The following is a 19,929-nucleotide window of genomic DNA, read 5'->3' as shown; positions in this document are numbered from 1 at the left end:
GCAGAAGGAGGACTATCATGAGAAAACAAATTATTGGACTGTTAGCAGGGGTGACCCTGTTAGCAATGGGAGCAGCAGTAGGGAGCGCAGCGGATGCGGATGTATCACAGCCTGTGCAGTCAGCACAGCCGTCGGCTTCGCCAACGCAGACGGCATCACCAAACAGTACACAGGAGCCGTTGATCATTAAGGGAACGACAAAGGTGGCAGATAAGGCATATGCAGGAAGAAAAGATCTTCGTGTTGTCGTGATCGAGAGTGGCGTAACAGAGATTGGAGCAAATGCATTTGATGGATGCACCAACTTGGGATTGGTATTTATTCCAAAGTCAGTAACCAAAGTGGGTAAGAAAGCATTTAACCGCTGTCCAAATCTTCTGGTGTTGATGGAATCCGGCATTGCACAGAGCGTGGTTGATGAGATGTATCAGCAGGAACTTCAGTTCCGTGTCGGTCCTACGTATAAGGCCGGTGAGAAGCTTGTGATCAATCCATACAGGATCAACTATCCGCAGGTGGGAAGATACTGGTCTGCCAATAACATCCGTTATAAGGTTGTCAAGAAAACGGATACGGAGCGCGAAGTTGTCGCAATGAATTTAAGTTATGCCAAGAACAGCGACAAAAATAAAGTCAAAAAGGTAGTGATCCCGAATACGGTAGCTTTGGCAGGAAAGACATACCGTGTTGTTGGAGTAAACAAAAATGCATTCAAGGGATTAAAGAAACTCACCACGGTTACGATCGGAAAGAATGTAAGAAACATTGGAGCAAAGGCATTCTACGGATGTAAGAAGTTAAAGACTGTCAAGATCCAGACAAAGAAATGCACATTCAGCGGCAAGAGCATCTGGAAGAAAACATCCAAGAAACTGGTTGTGAAGGTGCCAAAGAGCGCATTAAAGAAAATGCGTAAGCAGTTGAAGAAGAGCGGATTAAAAGCAAAAGCTGTCAAAGCTGCTTAATGTGTGTACCGGAAAATAGTCATAATAGTATCAGCCCCGGCAGAGCGTGCTTTGTCGGGGTGAATCATTGGAGGGCATATGCGAGAAAAAAGATGATTATTACCAGTCAGTCTATCAGCAGAGCGAACAGGATATCACCAAAGTGATATTAGAAGGAATCTTGTCTGCATCTGTGGGAGAAGATAGCAGAGATTACGCAGACAATGTTTATGCGATCAAGAAGCATTATCTGCATATTCAATATGGTGTGCAATAGGAAGTGAAATGTTGACAGCCAAGATTTAAGAAACGGCTGTCGAGATGTTTCACATCTTCTTCAATGATTGCACACGTAATTTTCATGATTTTTTAATAAAGTAATTTCCAACCAAACATCAAATTTTTAGGTTACAACATAACTTAAGCAAGTTGATGAAGTCTTAAAATTAGCGAATGAAATTTGAGACGACATCATTTGTAGACTGGAGGTTACTATGAAAATTACAGCAAAACGAATCAAAAAGAGGTGGATTGCAGGGGGAATTGTGATCGTGGCAGCAGCCGTTGGAATCGCACTTTTTGTGAAAGCGAAAGGAAGCAAAGACACCGTAAATGCAGGCTCTGGACAGCAATCGACAGTTCAACTCTTAAAGCAGGATTTGGTAGAGTCTATCAGCGCAACCGGAGCTTTTGAGAGCGCAACGAACAAGAGTGTAACGTCGACAGCAACCAATCTAACAGTTAAAAAAGTTCTTGTGGCAGTAGGAGATACAGTACAAAAGGGAGATTCTCTCGTTAAATTTGATCAAAGCGATCTGGAAGATGCTTATGCAGATGCAAAAGACAACTTGTCCAACACGACAACCAGTGCGAATGCCGAGGTGACAAATGCAAAGAAACAGCTCAGTAATGCACAGACAACTTATTCAGACAGTAAGACATCAAGTGCAGCGGCAGTAAAGAAAACGAAGGCATCCCTGCAAACGCTCAAAAAGACAATACGTTCGTTGAAAGATAAAATCAAGGTAGCAAAAGATGCTGCACGCAAAACAGCGCTACAGCAGGAATTGTCACAGGCGCGGGAGCAGTTGACGCAGGCACAGGAAAAATATGAACAGGCTGTCAGCAACCAGACCTCCGGTAATCGTCAAAATCAGTCTTCTGTGGATTCTGCCAAGACTGCAGTAGAACAGGCTGAGACAAATCGAACCAAGCAGATCAAAGAAGCACAGAAGCAGGTAAAGGAAGCAAAAGAGAATTTGGACAATTGTGCTGTTACGGCACCCGTGTCCGGTACCGTAACCTCACTTTCGGTAGAGGAAGGCGATACGTATTCGGGAGGAACTTTATTACAGATTCAGGATACACAATCCTTTGTTATTACGACAAGTGTAGATGAATATGACATCAGCGATGTTAAGGTGGGGCAACGAGTAGTTATTTTGACAGATGCGACAGATAATGACGAACTGGAGGGTAAAGTGACATTTGTGGCACCATCTACAGATAGCAGTGGCAGTACGTCAACAGAAGCACAGGGTCAGTCATCAGGTACAACTGCCAGTTCTAGTGACGGATACGAAGTAAAAATCAAGGTGACATCAAGTGACGACCGTATTAAGCTTGGAATGACAGCTAAATGCAGTATTGTCAAAAAAGAAGCGTCGGATGTTTACGCAGTACCATACGATGCGGTACACAAGGAAAATGGAGAAAGTTATATTTTGGTCAAAGATGGGGATTCCACCTCAAAAGTGACCGTAACAACCGGAATGGAGACAGATTATTATATTGAAGTGCAGGGCGATGATCTGCAGGAAGGATTGCAAGTAGTTATTCCAACAGATAAAACAGATTCCTCTTCGGATTCTAATAAGCAGAATAGCACCTTTGGTGGTTTCGGCGGAATGGGAGGCACACCTGACGGCAGTACAGGGAACAAAGGCGACCGTGGTGGCATGAATGGATCCAAGGGTGGATCCGGCGGAATGGGTGGACCGGGAGGCGGTCAGGCACCATCCAAATAGAATGGAGGATTAGCTATGGAGATAACAAAGAAAGCAAAGCAGCAGTTGACAGCAAGTCCAGCCATTATTGATCTGCAGGAAATCGTAAAACGTTTTTATATTGGTAAACCAAATGAACTTGAAATATTACATGGTATTGATCTTCAGGTACAGGAAGGACAGTTCGTATCTATTGTCGGAGAGTCCGGTTCCGGCAAATCGACATTAATGAATATTATTGGTGCTTTGGATCAGCCGACAGGTGGTCAATACCTGCTTGATGGCGAATGTGTTGGCAATTTGAAAGATAAACAGTTGTCTGAGATTCGCAACCAAAAGATTGGGTTTGTATTTCAAACGTATAATCTGATTCCGCGGACATCTGCACTTGCCAATGTAGAGCTGCCAATGCTTTATGCAGGGGTGACTCGCAAGGAACGGACAGAGCGTGCAAAGGAACTTTTGGAGCTGGTTGGTATGAAAGATCGTATGCATCATAAGCCGGATGAATTATCCGGTGGACAAAAGCAGCGAACCGCAATCGCGCGTGCTATGGCAAATGATCCGGCGTTAATTCTGGCGGATGAGCCGACGGGAGCACTGGATTCGGCGACGGGTCATCATATCATGGATTTATTTCACAAATTACACCGCGAGCAGGGAAAAACGATCGTCCTGATCACACATTCCAGAGAATTGGCAGAAGAAACGGAGAGAATTATTACATTGCGTGATGGCGTAATTGTGGATGATACCGGAAAAACCAGAGCAGTCGGACATGGTGGAAAAGCTGTGGATGAGACCGGAAAGAGAGGTGGCGTATGCTGATCATAGAGAATATTCGGATGGCAGTGGGGTCACTTCGAGCCGGCAAAATGCGCGCACTTTTAACAATGCTTGGAATCATTATTGGTATTGGTTCTGTTATAGCGATCATGACAGTCAGCTCTTCATTGACGACATCCATTGCGGATTCTTTTCAGGAAATGGGAGCCAATAATATTACTGTTGGTGTAAAGCAGTCCAGTGAACAGGAGCAGGTTTCTGCGAATGGAATGCGATTTGGCACTTCTGGCAAAAGTGCGGATCTGGAAGAGGACGATCGTATTACGGATGAAATGATCGAAGGTTTGCAGAAGCAGTATTCCGATCAAATTGATGCGATTGCACTAAGTGAATCGGTTGGAAGTGGCACAGCAGAGCGGGAGAGTGAATCTGCGAACATCACTATTACAGGAATAAATGAGCAATACTTTGCCAGCAGTAAAATTACATTATTAGCCGGCCGCAAGATTAAGAAAAAAGATCTGACCGGTAAGAAAAAGGTGATCATGGTCACCGATAAAGTAGTGGAAAATCTGTTTGATGGAGATAATTCTGCAGCACTGGCACAGAGCATAAGCCTAAATCTTGATGGCAGTTATGAAAAATATTATATTGTCGGTGTGTATAAATATGAGAGTGGCAGCAATGTCAGTGAATCTTCGGATGAGGATGTGACAACGGCAGCGTACATTCCGCTAACGACGGCAAAGGAACAGACACATGCGGATGAAGGATATTCGCAGTTTACAGTGGTTACATCGACCAAAGTGGATAGTGTGTCTGCTTTTGCAGAGCAGATCGAACAGTATTTTAAGCCATATTATGCAGCAAATGAAGACTACGAAGTGTCGACTTCGACGATGGAGTCTATGACAGAGTCAATGACAGAAATGGTGCAGACAGTATCGATCGCAATTGCATTTATTGCCGGAATTTCTCTTTTGGTTGGAGGAATTGGAGTGATGAATATTATGCTCGTGTCTGTCACGGAACGAACACGTGAGATCGGCACACGAAAAGCATTGGGGGCCAAAAACAGCTCCATTCGATTGCAGTTTATCATTGAATCCGTACTTTTGTGTTTGATCGGCGGTATATTAGGAATTGTTGTAGGCTTGATCCTTGGTGCGATAGCGGCATCTATTTTAGGATATTCTGCAACGGCACCGGTAGCGGCAATGATCATATCTGTTGCTTTTTCGATGGTGATCGGTATTTTCTTCGGCTATTATCCGGCAGGGAAAGCGGCAAAGCTGGATCCGATCGAAGCACTGCGTTACGAATAAGAGAAGAGAAACGCTACAGGGCATTGTATCATATCTTTATAAGCAAGATGAGAGGCTGGGAAATCTACTCCGGCCTCTTGCACTATGCTAATTGCCACATTGAGCCGATATAACCAATATAGTGAATCATCAGTTCTGATTTGTAGTGCTGATTAGATTGCAGATCAAGGAGGGAGTGCAATGAATCAAGTTAGTTTTAGAAACGGAGTTCCAACAAGGACACAGGTGGCAGTGCATTCTGTAGGTGCGCAGAGTACAGATGGTGAATCGTCAGAAGCAGTCGCAGCATCTGATACGACGACGCAGAGTGCTGCGGAGATGGGTTATGCACAAGATACGGGACAGATGTCTGCTACGGCAAAGAGGACATCGACAGAGAAACAGGCGGCAAGTGTGGAAATTTCAGAAGAGGGTTGGAATGCGATGGAAGATTATAATCAAAGTGCGATTGAGTATTCCATGCAATTGTTAGAACGCTTGAAAGAGAGCCGTCAAAACAGTAAGTCTACAAATACAAAAACAACAAAGCAGCCGGTAAATTATAGCTTTCGCAAAGTGTCAGCAGCGATTGCACGAGCCAAAAACGTGAATCAGGCGAGCAATGCGCTTACCTCTGCCAATTCTGCGCTATCCGCATTGCGACGCAAATCTGCTTCCGGTCAATATAATGACGACGAATTGCAGATTGCCATAAACCATGCCAAAAAGATGGTACGCGTTGCCCGCAAAAAAGTGCAGAATATACGGCGTGAATCGCAGATGGAAAGTGATGATAAAGGAACAGTGCATCGGAAGCAAAACGAAACCGGACAGAAGATAGTGCGACGTCGCAAAAAGGCAGATGAAAAAGAAGATGCACTGCAGGAATTACAACTTCTGAAAAAGCAGATGAAAACGCGCAGGGAGCAGGAAAAATATTCACATCGAAGGCACGAGGGACAGAATTTAATGAGTGCCGACATGGAATATTTGCAGAAAATGATACGTTTACTGAAAAACGAAGGATTTGGAACGATTAATGCCACTTCTGATCTGATGTTTGCAGATGAGCAGACGGGAACGATAACGTATTCTACTACTGCAGCAGCGACAACGACAAGTACAGGGGAGAGTGCGGCATCTGCGACAGTGGAAGCACCGGTAAGCGCAGAATAGGGTGATCCACTATGAACAACAGACGTTTCAAATGGTAAGTGAATAAAATTAATGTCATATATGAAAAAAATTAATTTTAAGTGTTGACAAATCGATTTTAAAGTGCTAATCTTTGTTTCAACAAAAACAAAATCGTTGAACAGAACAAGGTTTTTCGGATCCCTCGTATTGCAGAGAGCTGTCGGTTGGTGCGAGACAGTATACCGAACGGAAAGCTATCCTCTGCGAGATGTGCACTGAAATTTCTGGCTTAGTCAGATACGGTAAGTGTCACCGGGTTCTCCCGTTATAGAGAAGCTTATTGAAAATATGTGGTCAATTTATGGGACACATATCGTGATAAGAGTAAGAGGTCATTTTGATGTGACAAATGAAGTGGTACCGCGGAAGTATATAAGCTTTCGTCTTTGTGTAAAGATACATAGAGATCTTTATATGAAGACGAAAGCTTTTTTTTTACTTTATGGGTCACATCGTCAAATCCATGTGAAAGCGTCATGGATCTGTAATACTTTGTTTTACGCTTTAGAAATGGAGGAAAGAAATGAATGGATTAGTTATTGTTTTAATCAGCATTGTTGCATTAGGTGCCGGTTATCTGCTGTACGGAAGATGGCTTGCGCGCAAATGGGGAATTGATGAGAATGCACAGACACCCGCTAAAAAGTTTGAGGATGGTCAGGACTTTGTCCCATCTTCAAAGTTTACTGTATTTTCGCATCAGTTTTCTTCGATCGCAGGTGCAGGCCCTGTGACGGGACCAATTTTAGCATCTGTTTTCGGATGGGTTCCGGTGCTCTTGTGGCTGATCGTCGGAGGTCTCTTCTTCGGTGCGGTACAGGATTTCGGTGCTTTGTATGCATCTGTTAAGAATGAAGGTAAATCGATGGGCATGATCATCGAGAAATACATAGGTAAAGCAGGAAGAAAGTTGTTTATGCTGTTTTGCTGGCTGTTTACTTTGTTAGTCATTGCCGCCTTTACGGATATGGTCGCCGGTACTTTCGTAGGAAAGGGAGCAGCAGACCTTACAAAGGCATCTGCTTATGCACATTCTTCTGCAGCATCTATTTCAATGCTTTTCATCTTAGTGGCAGTTCTTTTTGGTCTGCTTCAGAAAAAAGTAGGAGATATGCCGGAGTGGTCAAGAGCAGTGGTAGCAATTGCAATGCTCGTAGCAATGTTTGCGATTGGTATGAAACTTCCAATGTATGCAACTAAATCCACTTGGATCTACATCATCATGGCATACTTGTTCTTAGCTTCCATCATGCCAATGTGGCTTTTGATGCAGCCTAGAGATTATATGACAACATTTATGCTGCTTGGCATGATCATTGGCGCAGTTGTTGGTGTTGTTGTAGCACATCCGGCAATGAAGTTAAATGCGTATAACGGCTTTGTTGTAGGACAGGGACCGGCAAAGAGCTATTTATTCCCAACTTTGTTTGTTACGATTGCCTGTGGAGCGGTATCCGGATTCCATAGCTTGGTATCCTCAGAAACATCTTCTAAGACAGTAAGTAATGAAAAAGATATGCCGATGATCGGTTATGGCGCCATGGTAGTAGAATCATTACTCGGTGTTGTAGCATTAGTCGTTGTTGGTGCGGTAGCAGTTAACGGAATGAAGCCGGAAGGTACCCCGTTTGCAATCTTCTCAACCGGTGTTGCAGGATTCCTTGAGAAATTTGGTATTCCGGTACAGATCGCAACAGTATTTATGACAATGTGTGTATCTGCATTGGCATTGACTTCATTGGATTCCGTTGCTCGAATCGGTAGAATGTCTTTCCAAGAATTATTCTTAGGAGATACGACAGATCCGGAGAAGATGACACCGGTACAGCGTGTACTTACAAATAAATATTTTGCAACAGTAATTACATTGTTCTTTGGTTACTTATTAACACTTGGTGGATACAACAATGTATGGCCACTCTTTGGTTCAGCAAACCAGTTGCTTGCTGCCTTGGTATTGATCGCACTTGCAGTATTCTTAAAAACAACAGGTCGTACCGGATGGACTTTGTATATCCCAATGTTTGCTATGTTAGCAGTAACATTTACTGCATTGGTTCAGAAGTTTATCGCATTAGTACAGAATGTATCTGCTGGTCAGGCTACATTCTTAGTAGATGGTTTGCAGTTGATCGTAGCGATTCTGTTGATGGTACTTGGTGTATTAGTAGCATTTAGCTGCTTGAAGAAGCTCTTCACTGCTAAGAAATCAGCAGAGGCGTAAGGAGTTAGCCAAGCGATTACTAGAGACTTTGGATTACGTGATGGAAAACTTATAGGTTACTAAAACTTCCCATACCGGAAGTTATTGTCCAAACCACATATTGCTTATTATGTCGATGGTTTAATTATATTTTGCAACTGATATATAGTGAATACTGCCATCAAAAAACAATAGCAATTGCTTTGCCGCAATTAGTTTTCACAGTGATTTCTAAATTTTGTTGTCTCTGATGTATGGTTTACATGCCTTTCGGAAACTCGAAGTCCCGGAAGCAAGGTAATCATCATTTTTGAAAGGGACTTTGCGCTCGTCGTTACTTATGTCTCGTATCTCAGAGACATTAAGTAACGTAACGTAGTGCATCGTAGCGAAAGCGTCCCGTCCAAAAATGGATGATACCTTGCTAGACCGGGACATCTCAGACATTCCTTCAGGCATGTATTCATCAGAGACTTAACAAAATAAGAAATCACGTAAAAACTCTGCGTTCTTCGGCAATTGTCTTAGTTTTTTTGATGACAGGATAATTTACTTTATCGGTTGCAAAATAGCTATTGTTTTACTGACATAATAAGCAATATGTGGTTGTGTGAGATAATGAGGTATGGGAAGCTTAAATAGGTTAATGAAAGAGAGTTTGTTATATGTCGCTGGAAAGACAATATAACAAACTCTTTTTTAATTAATAGGAAACTGCTGTTGTGTAGCGCGACATCACCAAGAATTGCTTTAGCAATTCTTGCAAAGCAAAGCGCTGGCTTTGCTTTTTTATAAACTGATTGATCAAAATATAGAAAATAAAAATGAAAAAACATTGTGAGATATGTACAAAACTAATGTATAAAAATATGAAAAGTGCCAATAGTAATCTCTGATCAAAAGTGATATAATGCCACATACGAAATGATAAACACAGCGTGTTTTAGGGAAGAGGAGATTACTATGGCAATGAAAATACAGCATTGACATTAGACGATGACGCAGTTAAGATAATCTTAAGTACAAAGGGAACAATGGACGATGTGAGTCCCGAAATGAAACGGATTTTGGATTATATTGATGGAAAAGGTGCGTCGGACAAATTCACAGAGGAGCTGGAGGAAGCGGTGTGTTCGGCCCGCCAAAACGAGAGATGGAGGTTGGACTATATGACATTAGAATATGAATATCGTCAGCGCTACCTAGAGGGAAAGGAAGAAGGCCGAGAAGAAGGTCGTGCGGAAGGTCGTGCGGAAGGCCGAGAAAGAACGATTCAAAAGCTACATGAACGTGGTGAAAGTATTGCATCTATTGCGGACATTGTAGAGTTGAATGAAGAAGAGGTTAAGCGTGTAATATCTAAATTGAAACTGTAAGGTATAAGAACTATAATGTACCCGATTAAGTGGACATGTGAAAAAGGAATCAAATCCTATAAAGTAGACACATGGTTAAAGGCAATAAATTAATAAAACTTCTCGTTTCCTATAATTTCTAAAATGGAGCAAAAGAACTAAATTTCTCTAACAGGCGGTTTTTTATTGTTTGGTGGTAATAACGTATTATAATGCAAGAGATGATGGCAACGGAGAGATCCGTGGCATTCGTGGTGGTCAATATATGAAGGATTTGCGTACAGAAAAGGGGATTATTATGAGTAAAAATATAAAAGATACAATGACAGCAATATTTTCCATGTGTATTCTTTTGGTGGCAGCTGCAGGAGTAAAAGCGGACAGCAACTTGCAACAAAAGACAGTGCATATATTGACAAAGCAGGAAAAGGAACAAAAACAGGAGTTACAACAAATAAAAAAAGAACTTACGAATCACTCAAAATCGTATCAGAAAAATGATACAGAAGGAGAGACGGTTGAAGAACAAGAAAGTGCTTTGGGAAAAGAACAGTACGATTACAGTAAAGCGTTTCGGGTACAGTTAGTAGATGATCTGATGATTACAGCATATAAGAAAAAGGGGAAAAATATCGACAAACTATTTGGTGATACTTACGAATGGTATGTTCCCTACACAACGAAATCAGGGCGTGCAGGAATTACAATGTTGCAGAAAGTGAACGGCAAATATCAATGGATGTCAGAGTCAGACGATGGGGAGATTGGTCAAACCGTTTTAGATAAAGACAAAGTTGCTTCGGTGGCTACTAAAGTAATCAGCGCAAAGAATACGATAAAAGATATTCGTTTGTTAAGAAATGATTTGTATTATTTAAATATGATATATGTAAAATGTTCAAAAGAAAGTTATATGATACCTTTTGCAGATGCACCGGATGTGTTTAATGCTGAAGTTGGGAAAAAGGGACTTGTTAATGGAAAAGTATATACAACAAAAGAATTTATGAGTCTTATGAATACCATGTTTGATGAACAATTGTTGTTAAATGCAGATCCCGATACTTCCGGAAATGCATTACCCTATAGACAAAAATCTTCAAAATATATGGGATTTGTTATTTTGTTTCTTATTTGCGGCGGTGCGGCTATCATTGGATGCAGATTATTTGACAGACGGTATACAAGGTGATACATTAAAATATAAGGCATATCGGTTACAAGCACAGGTCTATATGTAGCAGTAGATAAAAGGGAGAGCAAAGTTTCAGATTACAAAGTAGCAATTTATCAAGTACAGTTAAAATAGTGATTGCAAGGAGGGGGATTATGAAAAGAGCAGGTTATATTATTACACTAATGATCGCATTTTGGATGGTAGCAGGGGGATTGTTTTTTGCACAAAGTGTACAGGCAAAAGTAGTCTCTGGAAGCTGTGGTGGTGAGACAAAATACCGCTATGACAGCAAGTCGAAGAAGCTGGAACTTTATGGACGGGGAGTTGTGTCGCAAACCATTCGTGTAGATGAACAACTTAGCCGTAAAAACAGATACTTTCAGGTGAAAAAATTAGTGATACGACAGGGGATTACAGCAATCAAAGATTCTTCGGTTCTTCAATATGCGTCCGAAGAAGAAAGAGGAATATCGGATGATTATGAGCTCGGCTGGGGTTTTGATGTGTGGAGAGGTCTGGGTGATGCAACTGAAAAATTATATGTGGAATTACCGGAAGGATTCACCACGATTACAGCCAACATGTTTGGTGATATACAGGTAAGGGAAATCTATATTCCGGCAAGTGTGACAAAAATTGAAGAAGGGGCATTTGGGGCACAGATTTATCTTACAAGTATTCGAGTCTCTTTTAACAACTCAAAGTACAGATCGCAAAATGGTGTTTTATATAATAAGAAAATGACAACACTTATCTGTTATCCGATGGGAAAGGAAGGTCGAACCTTCGTTGTTCCTGATACTGTTCGTCAGACAGCACCACTATCATTTAAGGGAAATTATTATTTGAAAAAATTGTCTTACCGAAGAACTTACACAAATTAGATTGATAAGGAGAATACGTCATATCAGTTGCAAAACGAAATTTTATATACGAGGGATGGTCACATTCTTTGCCAAGCACTCAAAAATGACAATGCAGATTCTCAATTGACAATTCCATCCTGTGTGACGGAGATTGCGGATGGTGCCTTTTATCGTAATAGTGAGTTTGGGGCGATTGAAGTGAAGGGGAGTCTTGAGAGAATTGGAATCTCGGCCTTTGCTTGCGCTGATGTCGGTAGTTTTTATGTGAAAGGTGGGGTAAACTATTTGGATCGCGGAAGCTTTTATCAGAGTGCTATTTCCGAATGGCGATGTCATGGAGGGGTGAAAAAGTACGAGAAAAGTGCATTTCAGGATGTTGATGCAACAAACGGATATGCGATAGATATGAATGCAATAACAAAATTATATCAAGAACTCTTATATGTGAATGCTACAACGGATTTGAGTTATTGGGTGAAGACAATCTGGAACTGGATCATAATGTAATGGGAATATCATGTAAGATTTGAGGACAAAAGAAGTGAGGGATAATGATGTTAAAAAAATAAATTATTTTGTCAGGATTTTGCCGCGCGATTCGTTATATATTATTGAAGCAGTTGAATTGATTACTCGAAAAGTGCTATGCTGTCAAAGAATAAGAGTATCATTAGTGGAGATGAGACAGTAAAGTATTTTTAGAATTTTTTTCAAATCATTTTAATTTATTAAAATAAAATGAACCTTTTGGGCTTTTAAATAGTCTAATATATAAAAGGGAATATTTTGGCAGGGTTCAAATCATTTGTCGAATAATACGAGGGGGTATAGAAATGGTGAAGGTTGCAGTGTGTGATACTGATGAAAATTATTTAAGAAAGGAGAAAAGACTTGTAGATCAATATATGCGGGTACATGGTTATCAATACTGTATAGAATCTCCTGCATCTGAGGTGGATTTAATGATTATCGGAGATGCTTACCGCATTATTTTCGTGACAGCATGTCAGGGAGTGCATGTTGATGAAACTAAAATAAACGCGATGCAGAATATCATAAAAGGTGATGCTATGTGGGATAAGCGGATAGTTAGATGTATGGACGATTTTATGCAGAGATTTATTGAGAAAACTTCAAAATTACAATTTGCTTTTGTGGAAGGAAATAAGAAGATATATCCTAGCGATATAGTATATATTGAGAGTTGTTTACATAGAGTGATATTTCACATTAAAAATGTATCGAAAACATACTCTATGTATCAGAAATTAGATAGAATTGAAGAAATATTGTGCATGTATGGATTTTGTCGCATTCATAAAAGTTTTCTTGTCAACATGAGATATGTCGAGAGTATTCAGCGATATTCGGCGAGATTGACGGATGAAATTAGCATTCAAAAAGAACTCAGTGTTTCACAAAGTAAATATAATAAGGTACAAGAGGAGTATGCGAAATATTACGATATATAGCACAGAGGATAAATTATTATTGTGACTTTTAAATTCTGCATTTTATTTTTGAATTCTGCAATAGTTATAGATATATTCCTCAGAGTATGTAAAATAAAGACAGATGCCATGAGGGTGAGCTTGTTTAGCATATCAATGCAGTTTTAACTGTGAAATCGGTGACCAATTCGTTTCCGACTACATCAGTGTCATTTACGGGGACTTCAAATGGAAAGGCAATGAAATATAAAAATGCTATACCACTTGCAAAACAGAAAATAAAATTTAGAGGGACTGTAACAAATTACACTGCTTTTACAATTAAAGCACAGGTGAAAGGATAATAAAGATTATGAGAGTATTTCACAAAAATTATTTACTATATTGTATATTATTAATTCTTACATTATGCATTACAGGATGTCAAAAAGCGCCGAAGCGAGACAAAGATACAACGGATAAAGTTGATTTATCTTCGGACAAGTTAGTGCCTGTACAAGAAGCAAAGCGACAGACTTTGAAGTTGCAGGGGATTAATATGGATGGGCTGCAATTTCCTAAAATGATTATGTTTCCAGACGTGCAAGAGATCTCGGAGATAAAACTCACCCCTTGGTATACCCAAAATGATAATGATCTAAAAAAAGTGATCCAGTCGTTATGGAGTGATTATGATACTGTGGATTGGGAGAAAATTCAAGAACAGGATTTTCCAAACGACAATATTCCGAATTATTATGGGAAGGAAAAAAGTGATAAGAAAACCGGAAAAACATATTCTTATAGTTCTATGGGATTTTTCTGTGGAAATTCATTGGGAGATGAACCTGAGCCATCAATTGATAACTGTGTGAAAAAATATAATTTTGAATGGGGAGAGGTCGCATCAAAGCAGGACAAATATGCTCTACAAGACGGTGAACTTTCGGTATTAGATGCAGTTACATATACAGAAGGTCTCTTTAATAAACATATGCGGTCGTTTGAGAAGGAAAAGTTTACTTATAAAGTACAACATTTGTATGTCATGAAAGTACCTGATCAAGAGTATTATAGCTACAGCATGGTGATCGGACGGCTATATAATGGAATGGTAGTGGATACAAGCTCCGATTTTTTATTAGCTGATGGAAAAAGTTATCCATATACGCATTGCGGAAATCACATTATGGCGACTATGTGTCATAAGAAGACATTAGATTATGTTAATACAGGTTTCGAATGCTTTGATATTGCAAGCACGAAAGCGCATAAAAAAATCATCTCGCCACTTTGGGCAGTACGTAAAATTAAGAAAGAGATTGCTCATATTGGAGGTATGTCGTTTCAAAATTGTGGATTGGTATATCTGCTTGTACAAAAGAACCGTGAGGCAAAGGATAATGTTCAGGGGGTGTATCAGTGCGTAGACGATACGACTTGTTTGCGTCCGGTATGGGTGTTTATGACAGGAGCTTCAGGATCTGCATTTGATACAAGCACAGATGATATACATGGCGCTAGCGTTATTGTCGATGCACTGGATGGGACATTATATTATTATGAGGAAACAGGGGGGTACTGATCCTATGATAAGGTTAGAGATCAAAAAGAGCATAAAAAGCAGATATTTTTTGATTGCAGTTGCACTTCTTTATATTATGTTTATGCTTGGGGACAGTGGACAGGTATTAGGAGATGAAACATCAACAACAATCCTTCAGGCAATTTGGAACAAATTTCATGGAAATTGGATCAAAGGATTAAATTCCTCCTATTTGATCCGTATGGACAGTATGTGGCAGGATAATGCATATTTGCCGGTTGTGATGCCTGTAATTTGTGGTTTCCCAAGTGTGATTAATTACTTAGAGGAAATTTCAACGAAAAATAAGAGGATGATAATTACAAGATGCAGTTTTAAGGAATATTATACTGCTAAAATCATTGCAAATGCGATTACTGCAGTAGGTGTTTCTATCACGGCGATCGTATTATTTTATGCTACACTTTTGGTGGGATATGATTATATTCCAGTGTCTGATGAATCGTTTTCAGTTATATACTTTACGTTTTCCGGTAAGATGATAGAGGGAGCTGATAGTGCACAAAAGATTTCGATGACTCTGATTTATATGCAACTGATGAAAGGAATATTATTCTTTTGTCTGTATTCCGTGATAAATAGTTCTTTCTGTTTTTTGATGGGAGTATTGCTACAGGATAAATATTTGGTATTAGGCAGCACGATTGCAGTAATTTATCTGCAGTGTAGAATATATGGAGAATTATCCACCAAATATCTTAGAGATAGAAAAATTCTCGCAGGCAGAGTGGCAGATCTGATCAATCCATGTTTTTTGCATTATGCAGGTTCCTCGGTAGAGGGGTTTTATCAACATAGAACATGGCTGGCTTTGCTTATTGCGGTGATTATCATAGCGTTTAATTATTGGTTGATGGTTTATGTGTCGCAAAGGCAGTTTGATATTACGGAACGCTAGGGAAAACAAAAGATCATAGAAACGGAGGGCTACGATGAAAAAAGTTTTATTGATACTTCGACCCGGTTTGCAAGAATCATTTGCAGATAAAAAGAATATTATTTTGTTGTTGATCATTGGTTTTATTTTGGATAACGGTGTCAGAGTGATGGTTGATCATGCAAAACAAGTTGGACAGCCGCTTGGAGTATTTGAAACATTTATTATGTGCTTAAACCACTGGTATTATCTGGTTATTTTTTTGGTGGGCTATGTGTTGATCCTCACTACGATTCCAAGGTTGGATAGTGATCAGTTGTTATTGATATACCGTGCCGGTAAAAAAGGGTGGTTTTTTGGAGAACTTTTGCAGATCACCCTGTATTCTTTGGCATATATTTTGTTACTTATGGCTGGCTGCATGGTTTGTGCTGCAAAGTATAGTTATATAGGAAATATATGGAGTAATTTTACCATCTATTATAAGAGCAGTTATGAAAAATTGCTGTCTGATAATAATCGATTTATTGACCAACAGGTTTTTAAGTATTATTCCCCTTACCAAGCGGTAATTCATGGCGTAGTATTACTTTTGCTTTGCATGGTGTTAATGGGAACGGTGACGCTCTATTTTTCGATTATGAATAAAAAATTAGTGGCAATTCTGTTGAATGTGATTTCGATTTTATTTGTACTTATTTTTAATAATTATCGCATAGGGGCTATGTGGTTGTCTCCGTTTTGTCACGCCGTGCTCGCACTTCATAATAGGTATGTTTATACAGAGTTTTCTGTATCGCTTGGGTATTCCTATGCATATTTGGTGCTGTTGGAAATAATAATGATTGGATTATCTATAAAGCAGTTGAAGAAAAAGATGTTTTATTAGTACACTGATTTAAACTTCGCACATCAAAAGATGCTGTCGGGTCACATATTGCTTATTATGTCAGTAAAAAATATGATATTTTGCAGCCGGCAAACTAACTTGTTCTGCCGGCAGCGAACTAAGATAATTGCCGCAGAACGCAGAGTTTTTGTGTGATTTCTTATTTTGTTAAGTCTCTGATGAATACATGCCCGAGGGATTGTCTGAGATATCCCGGTCTAGCAAGGTATCATCCATTTTTGGACGGGACGCTTTCGCTACGATGCGCTACGTCACGTTACTTAATGTCTCTGAAATACGAGACATAAGTAACGACGAGCGCAAAGTCCCTTTCAAAAATGATGATTACCTTGCTTCCGGGATTTCGAGTTCTCCGAAGGGCATGTAAATCAATCATCAGAGACAACAAAATTTAGAAATCACCTAAAACGTAAATGCGGCAAGGCAATTACTATAGTTCTCTGCCAGCAGAAATCGTCATGTTGTAGCTGCAAAATACATAGTAATCTTTGAAATAATAAGCAATATGTGACGATGTGATGATTTTGGAGATGCGAAGTTGGAATGCGCTGATGTATTAGATTGTAAGGGAGGACTAGAGCATGATAGAAGTTCAAAAGGTATCATTGCAGATAAAAAAAGCAAAGATATTAGAGAATGTTGATTTCACCTGTCAAAAGGGGCAGATTTGTGGTGTCGTGGGTAGAAATGGAAGCGGTAAGACGATGTTGATGAAGTGTATCTGCGGTTTTGTGAAACCGACTTCTGGAGAAATACAGGTAGATGGTCAAGTGATTGGAAAAGATATAGATTTTATTCCGAATGCTGGAATCATTATTGAAACGCCGGGATTTATTCCTAATTATTCAGGCTATAAAAATCTGCAGTTGTTAGCATCTATTCAAAATAGAATTGATAAGACAAGGATTCGTGAAGTTATGCAGATGGTAGGATTGGATCCGGATATGAAACGTAGTGTAAAAAAATATTCCTTAGGAATGCGTCAAAGATTGGGGTTAGCACAGGCAATTATGGAAGATCCAAGTGTATTAGTTCTTGACGAGCCCTTTAATGGGTTGGATAAGGAGGGGGTTGTGGAGATGCGGCAATATCTGTTGCAATTAAAAGATGCGGGAAAGGCGATTATGGTTTGCTCACATTCATCGGAGGATATTGCAGTTTTGTGTGACCGTGTGTATGAAATGGAGCATGGCAAATTGACGCCTAAATGATTGCATTCGCCCCAATTGGTTGTTATACTAATATAGTAGAAACCGTTCCGGGCATGTTGTGTTCGATGCAACGTGACAATGAGCGGTAATGAGTATTGATAGGCAATAGATTGGAGGAGCTATGGCATACGACGATTATTTGAAGGCACAAAAATTAGCTTTAAAAGCATATAAAAATAAAACAGTGAGAGGTGCATATCCGTATCTTCCGGTATTGGATGAGATTCTTTCTCATGTCCGGATTGAGAGAGAGGAAATTCTGGGGACGGTAAATATTCCATTAAAACAAGTGGTGGGAACATCCTCTGCAGGGCGTACGCAGGCATTTGCATCTAATTTTATGCCTTTGTTGGATTATGGCAGTGAGTTTGCTACAAAGTGGTCAACACTCTATGATGCGCAGATTGAAGAGGGGATTCATACTCCGATCAAGGCCTATGAATTTTTAAATAAATATTATGTGATCGAAGGAAATAAGAGAACCAGTGTACTCAAATATGTAGATTCTCCAACTATCGCTGCGGAAGTGATTCGTAAGGTGCCTCGTTTAACGGATGATCCGGAGATTCAAGTCTATTATGAATATATGGATTTTTATCGTAAAACAAAGATTAGTTATGTCATCTTTACCAAAACCGGAGGATATCAGAAGTTATGCGAATATGTGGGACGAGGGAACAATGAAGAGTGGACGGATGATGACCGCATGAACTTTTCATCGTTCCATTTGGCATTTTATAATGCATACAAAGCATTGGGGGGACTGGAGTTAAAGGATATTACAGAGGATGATGCGCTGTTATTGTATCTGTCCCTGTATCCGTACAATGAGTCCATGGAGAAATTAACCGGTGAGATAAAAAAAGATTTGGAAAAGATCTGGCCGGAAATCAAAACGCTGACCGTAGAGGAACCGGTAGAATTATTGATCACACCAACGACGGAAACGTCTATGATCAAGAAGATCCAGTCCAAAAAAGTGCACAAGGTGGCATTTGTTTATGATGTACCACCATCAAAATCGGATTGGATCTATGCACAGGAATTAGGGCGCGAGCATATTCTGGATGTATTTCACGGGGAGATTGAGGCGGAGAAGTTTATCGCCAAGCCTTATGAGGAAGATGAGGAGTTATTTACGGAGCTTTGCGAAGAGGGATATGATATTATTTTTGCAATCGCACCAATGTTTATTCGTGCCTGCATCAAAGTGGCACCGTTGTATCCAAATACAAAAATATTGAATTGCTCGTTAAATTCACCGCATGCATCCATTCGAACCTATGGTATTCGTATTTATGAAGGCAAGTTTTTGCTGGGAATGGTGGCAGCAGCTATGAGTGAGCAGGATGACATTGGATATCTGGCGGATTATCCGATTTACGGTGTGATTCCGGGAATCAATGCATTTACGCTGGGAGCGCGCGCGATTAACCCACGTGCCCGTATTCATTTGCAGTGGTCGACGATGAAAGATGCGCATACGGATGAGTACTTTTTAAGCCATGGCATTTCATATATTTCTTCGCAGAATATGATCTCGCCGACGAAAGAGGACCGTGCCTTGGGATTGTATCATTTGACCGAGAATGGTGCCAAAAATATAGCTACTACGGTGTACCAGTGGGGTGCTTTTTATGAGGAATTGATCAACAGTATCATGCGCGGATCTTGGAAAACAGACACGACCAAGGAGCCAAAGGCGCTGAATTACTGGTGGGGATTGTCCGCAAATGTGCTGGATGTTATATTGGGCAGCAGTGTTCCGACCAGCACGCGCAAACTGGTTGATTTTATGAAAAATGCGATCGCTGAGGGAAATTACTGGATGTTTTCCGGAGAATTATATGATAAAGATCATAATAAGCGCTGCAATGCAGACGAGGCGCTGCAGTCTGAAGATATTATGATGATGGATTGGCTGATCGATGGTATTGTAGGTGATATTCCTACGATCCATCAGTTGATAGACCATGCGAAAGAGCTTGTCAGTCTCCGTGGATTGAAGCAGGCGCTTCCGGAGGGAGAAGGCAAGATTTTGTAGGAAAGGCATGGTG

Annotated in this window: 17 protein-coding genes and 1 other annotated feature; all 17 genes read left to right on the top strand. The window is 40.1% G+C overall.

What is annotated here, in order from left to right:
• Positions 1-17 precede the first annotated feature (17 nt).
• Positions 18-965, top strand: coding sequence for a leucine-rich repeat domain-containing protein (locus tag ACSAJE_RS07860; RefSeq protein ID WP_182448202.1), 948 nt, complete (start codon positions 18-20; stop codon positions 963-965).
• 67 nt (positions 966-1,032) lie between these two features.
• On the top strand, positions 1,033-1,221 hold the full coding sequence (locus ACSAJE_RS07855) for a hypothetical protein (RefSeq protein WP_118690535.1): 189 nt from the start codon (positions 1,033-1,035) through the stop codon (positions 1,219-1,221).
• Between the two features lie 217 nt (positions 1,222-1,438).
• Entirely contained in the window at positions 1,439-2,971 is a 1,533-nt protein-coding gene (locus ACSAJE_RS07850) for an efflux RND transporter periplasmic adaptor subunit (protein ID WP_458008754.1), read from the top strand.
• 15 nt (positions 2,972-2,986) lie between these two features.
• Positions 2,987-3,778: an ABC transporter ATP-binding protein gene (locus tag ACSAJE_RS07845; protein WP_118690538.1), complete on the top strand. Its 792-nt coding sequence runs from the start codon at positions 2,987-2,989 to the stop codon at positions 3,776-3,778.
• A complete protein-coding gene (locus ACSAJE_RS07840) occupies positions 3,772-5,061 on the top strand; it encodes an ABC transporter permease (RefSeq protein ID WP_458008753.1) in 1,290 nt (429 codons plus the stop codon). The genes ACSAJE_RS07845 and ACSAJE_RS07840 overlap by 7 nt, the downstream gene beginning before the upstream one ends.
• Positions 5,062-5,241: 180 nt before the next feature.
• Complete coding sequence (locus ACSAJE_RS07835; RefSeq protein WP_458008752.1) at positions 5,242-6,216, top strand: hypothetical protein; 975 nt, start codon at positions 5,242-5,244, stop codon at positions 6,214-6,216.
• A gap of 126 nt (positions 6,217-6,342) precedes the next feature.
• Positions 6,343-6,628, top strand: a binding site (T-box leader).
• Between the two features lie 132 nt (positions 6,629-6,760).
• A complete protein-coding gene (locus tag ACSAJE_RS07830; RefSeq protein ID WP_458008751.1) occupies positions 6,761-8,461 on the top strand; it encodes a carbon starvation CstA family protein in 1,701 nt (566 codons plus the stop codon).
• A 1,034-nt stretch (positions 8,462-9,495) separates the two neighbouring features.
• Positions 9,496-9,816 (top strand): hypothetical protein, encoded by a 321-nt coding sequence (locus ACSAJE_RS07825; RefSeq protein WP_458008750.1) that lies wholly within the window; start codon positions 9,496-9,498, stop codon positions 9,814-9,816.
• A 169-nt stretch (positions 9,817-9,985) separates the two neighbouring features.
• A complete protein-coding gene (locus tag ACSAJE_RS07820; protein WP_458008749.1) occupies positions 9,986-10,987 on the top strand; it encodes a hypothetical protein in 1,002 nt (333 codons plus the stop codon).
• A 137-nt stretch (positions 10,988-11,124) separates the two neighbouring features.
• Entirely contained in the window at positions 11,125-11,856 is a 732-nt protein-coding gene (locus ACSAJE_RS07815) for a leucine-rich repeat protein (protein WP_458008748.1), read from the top strand.
• 27 nt (positions 11,857-11,883) lie between these two features.
• The gene (locus ACSAJE_RS07810; RefSeq protein ID WP_458008747.1) at positions 11,884-12,345 is read left to right on the top strand and encodes a leucine-rich repeat protein; all 462 of its coding nucleotides are present in this window, start codon (positions 11,884-11,886) and stop codon (positions 12,343-12,345) included.
• 326 nt (positions 12,346-12,671) lie between these two features.
• Entirely contained in the window at positions 12,672-13,310 is a 639-nt protein-coding gene (locus ACSAJE_RS07805) for a LytR/AlgR family response regulator transcription factor (protein WP_458008746.1), read from the top strand.
• A gap of 331 nt (positions 13,311-13,641) precedes the next feature.
• The gene (locus tag ACSAJE_RS07800) at positions 13,642-14,853 is read left to right on the top strand and encodes a hypothetical protein (RefSeq protein WP_458008745.1); all 1,212 of its coding nucleotides are present in this window, start codon (positions 13,642-13,644) and stop codon (positions 14,851-14,853) included.
• Between the two features lie 4 nt (positions 14,854-14,857).
• On the top strand, positions 14,858-15,772 hold the full coding sequence (locus ACSAJE_RS07795) for a hypothetical protein (protein ID WP_458008744.1): 915 nt from the start codon (positions 14,858-14,860) through the stop codon (positions 15,770-15,772).
• 34 nt (positions 15,773-15,806) lie between these two features.
• The gene (locus ACSAJE_RS07790; RefSeq protein ID WP_458008743.1) at positions 15,807-16,640 is read left to right on the top strand and encodes a hypothetical protein; all 834 of its coding nucleotides are present in this window, start codon (positions 15,807-15,809) and stop codon (positions 16,638-16,640) included.
• 602 nt (positions 16,641-17,242) lie between these two features.
• On the top strand, positions 17,243-17,872 hold the full coding sequence (locus ACSAJE_RS07785; protein ID WP_022024309.1) for an ABC transporter ATP-binding protein: 630 nt from the start codon (positions 17,243-17,245) through the stop codon (positions 17,870-17,872).
• A 121-nt stretch (positions 17,873-17,993) separates the two neighbouring features.
• Positions 17,994-19,916 carry a BMP family ABC transporter substrate-binding protein gene (locus ACSAJE_RS07780; protein WP_022024308.1) on the top strand — a complete coding sequence of 641 codons (1,923 nt, stop codon included), beginning with the start codon at positions 17,994-17,996 and terminating at the stop codon, positions 19,914-19,916.
• Positions 19,917-19,929 lie beyond the last annotated feature (13 nt).

The organism is Jutongia sp. SJQ-6 (assembly GCF_054161275.1).
This window is presented reverse-complemented; position numbering and strand designations above follow the sequence as displayed.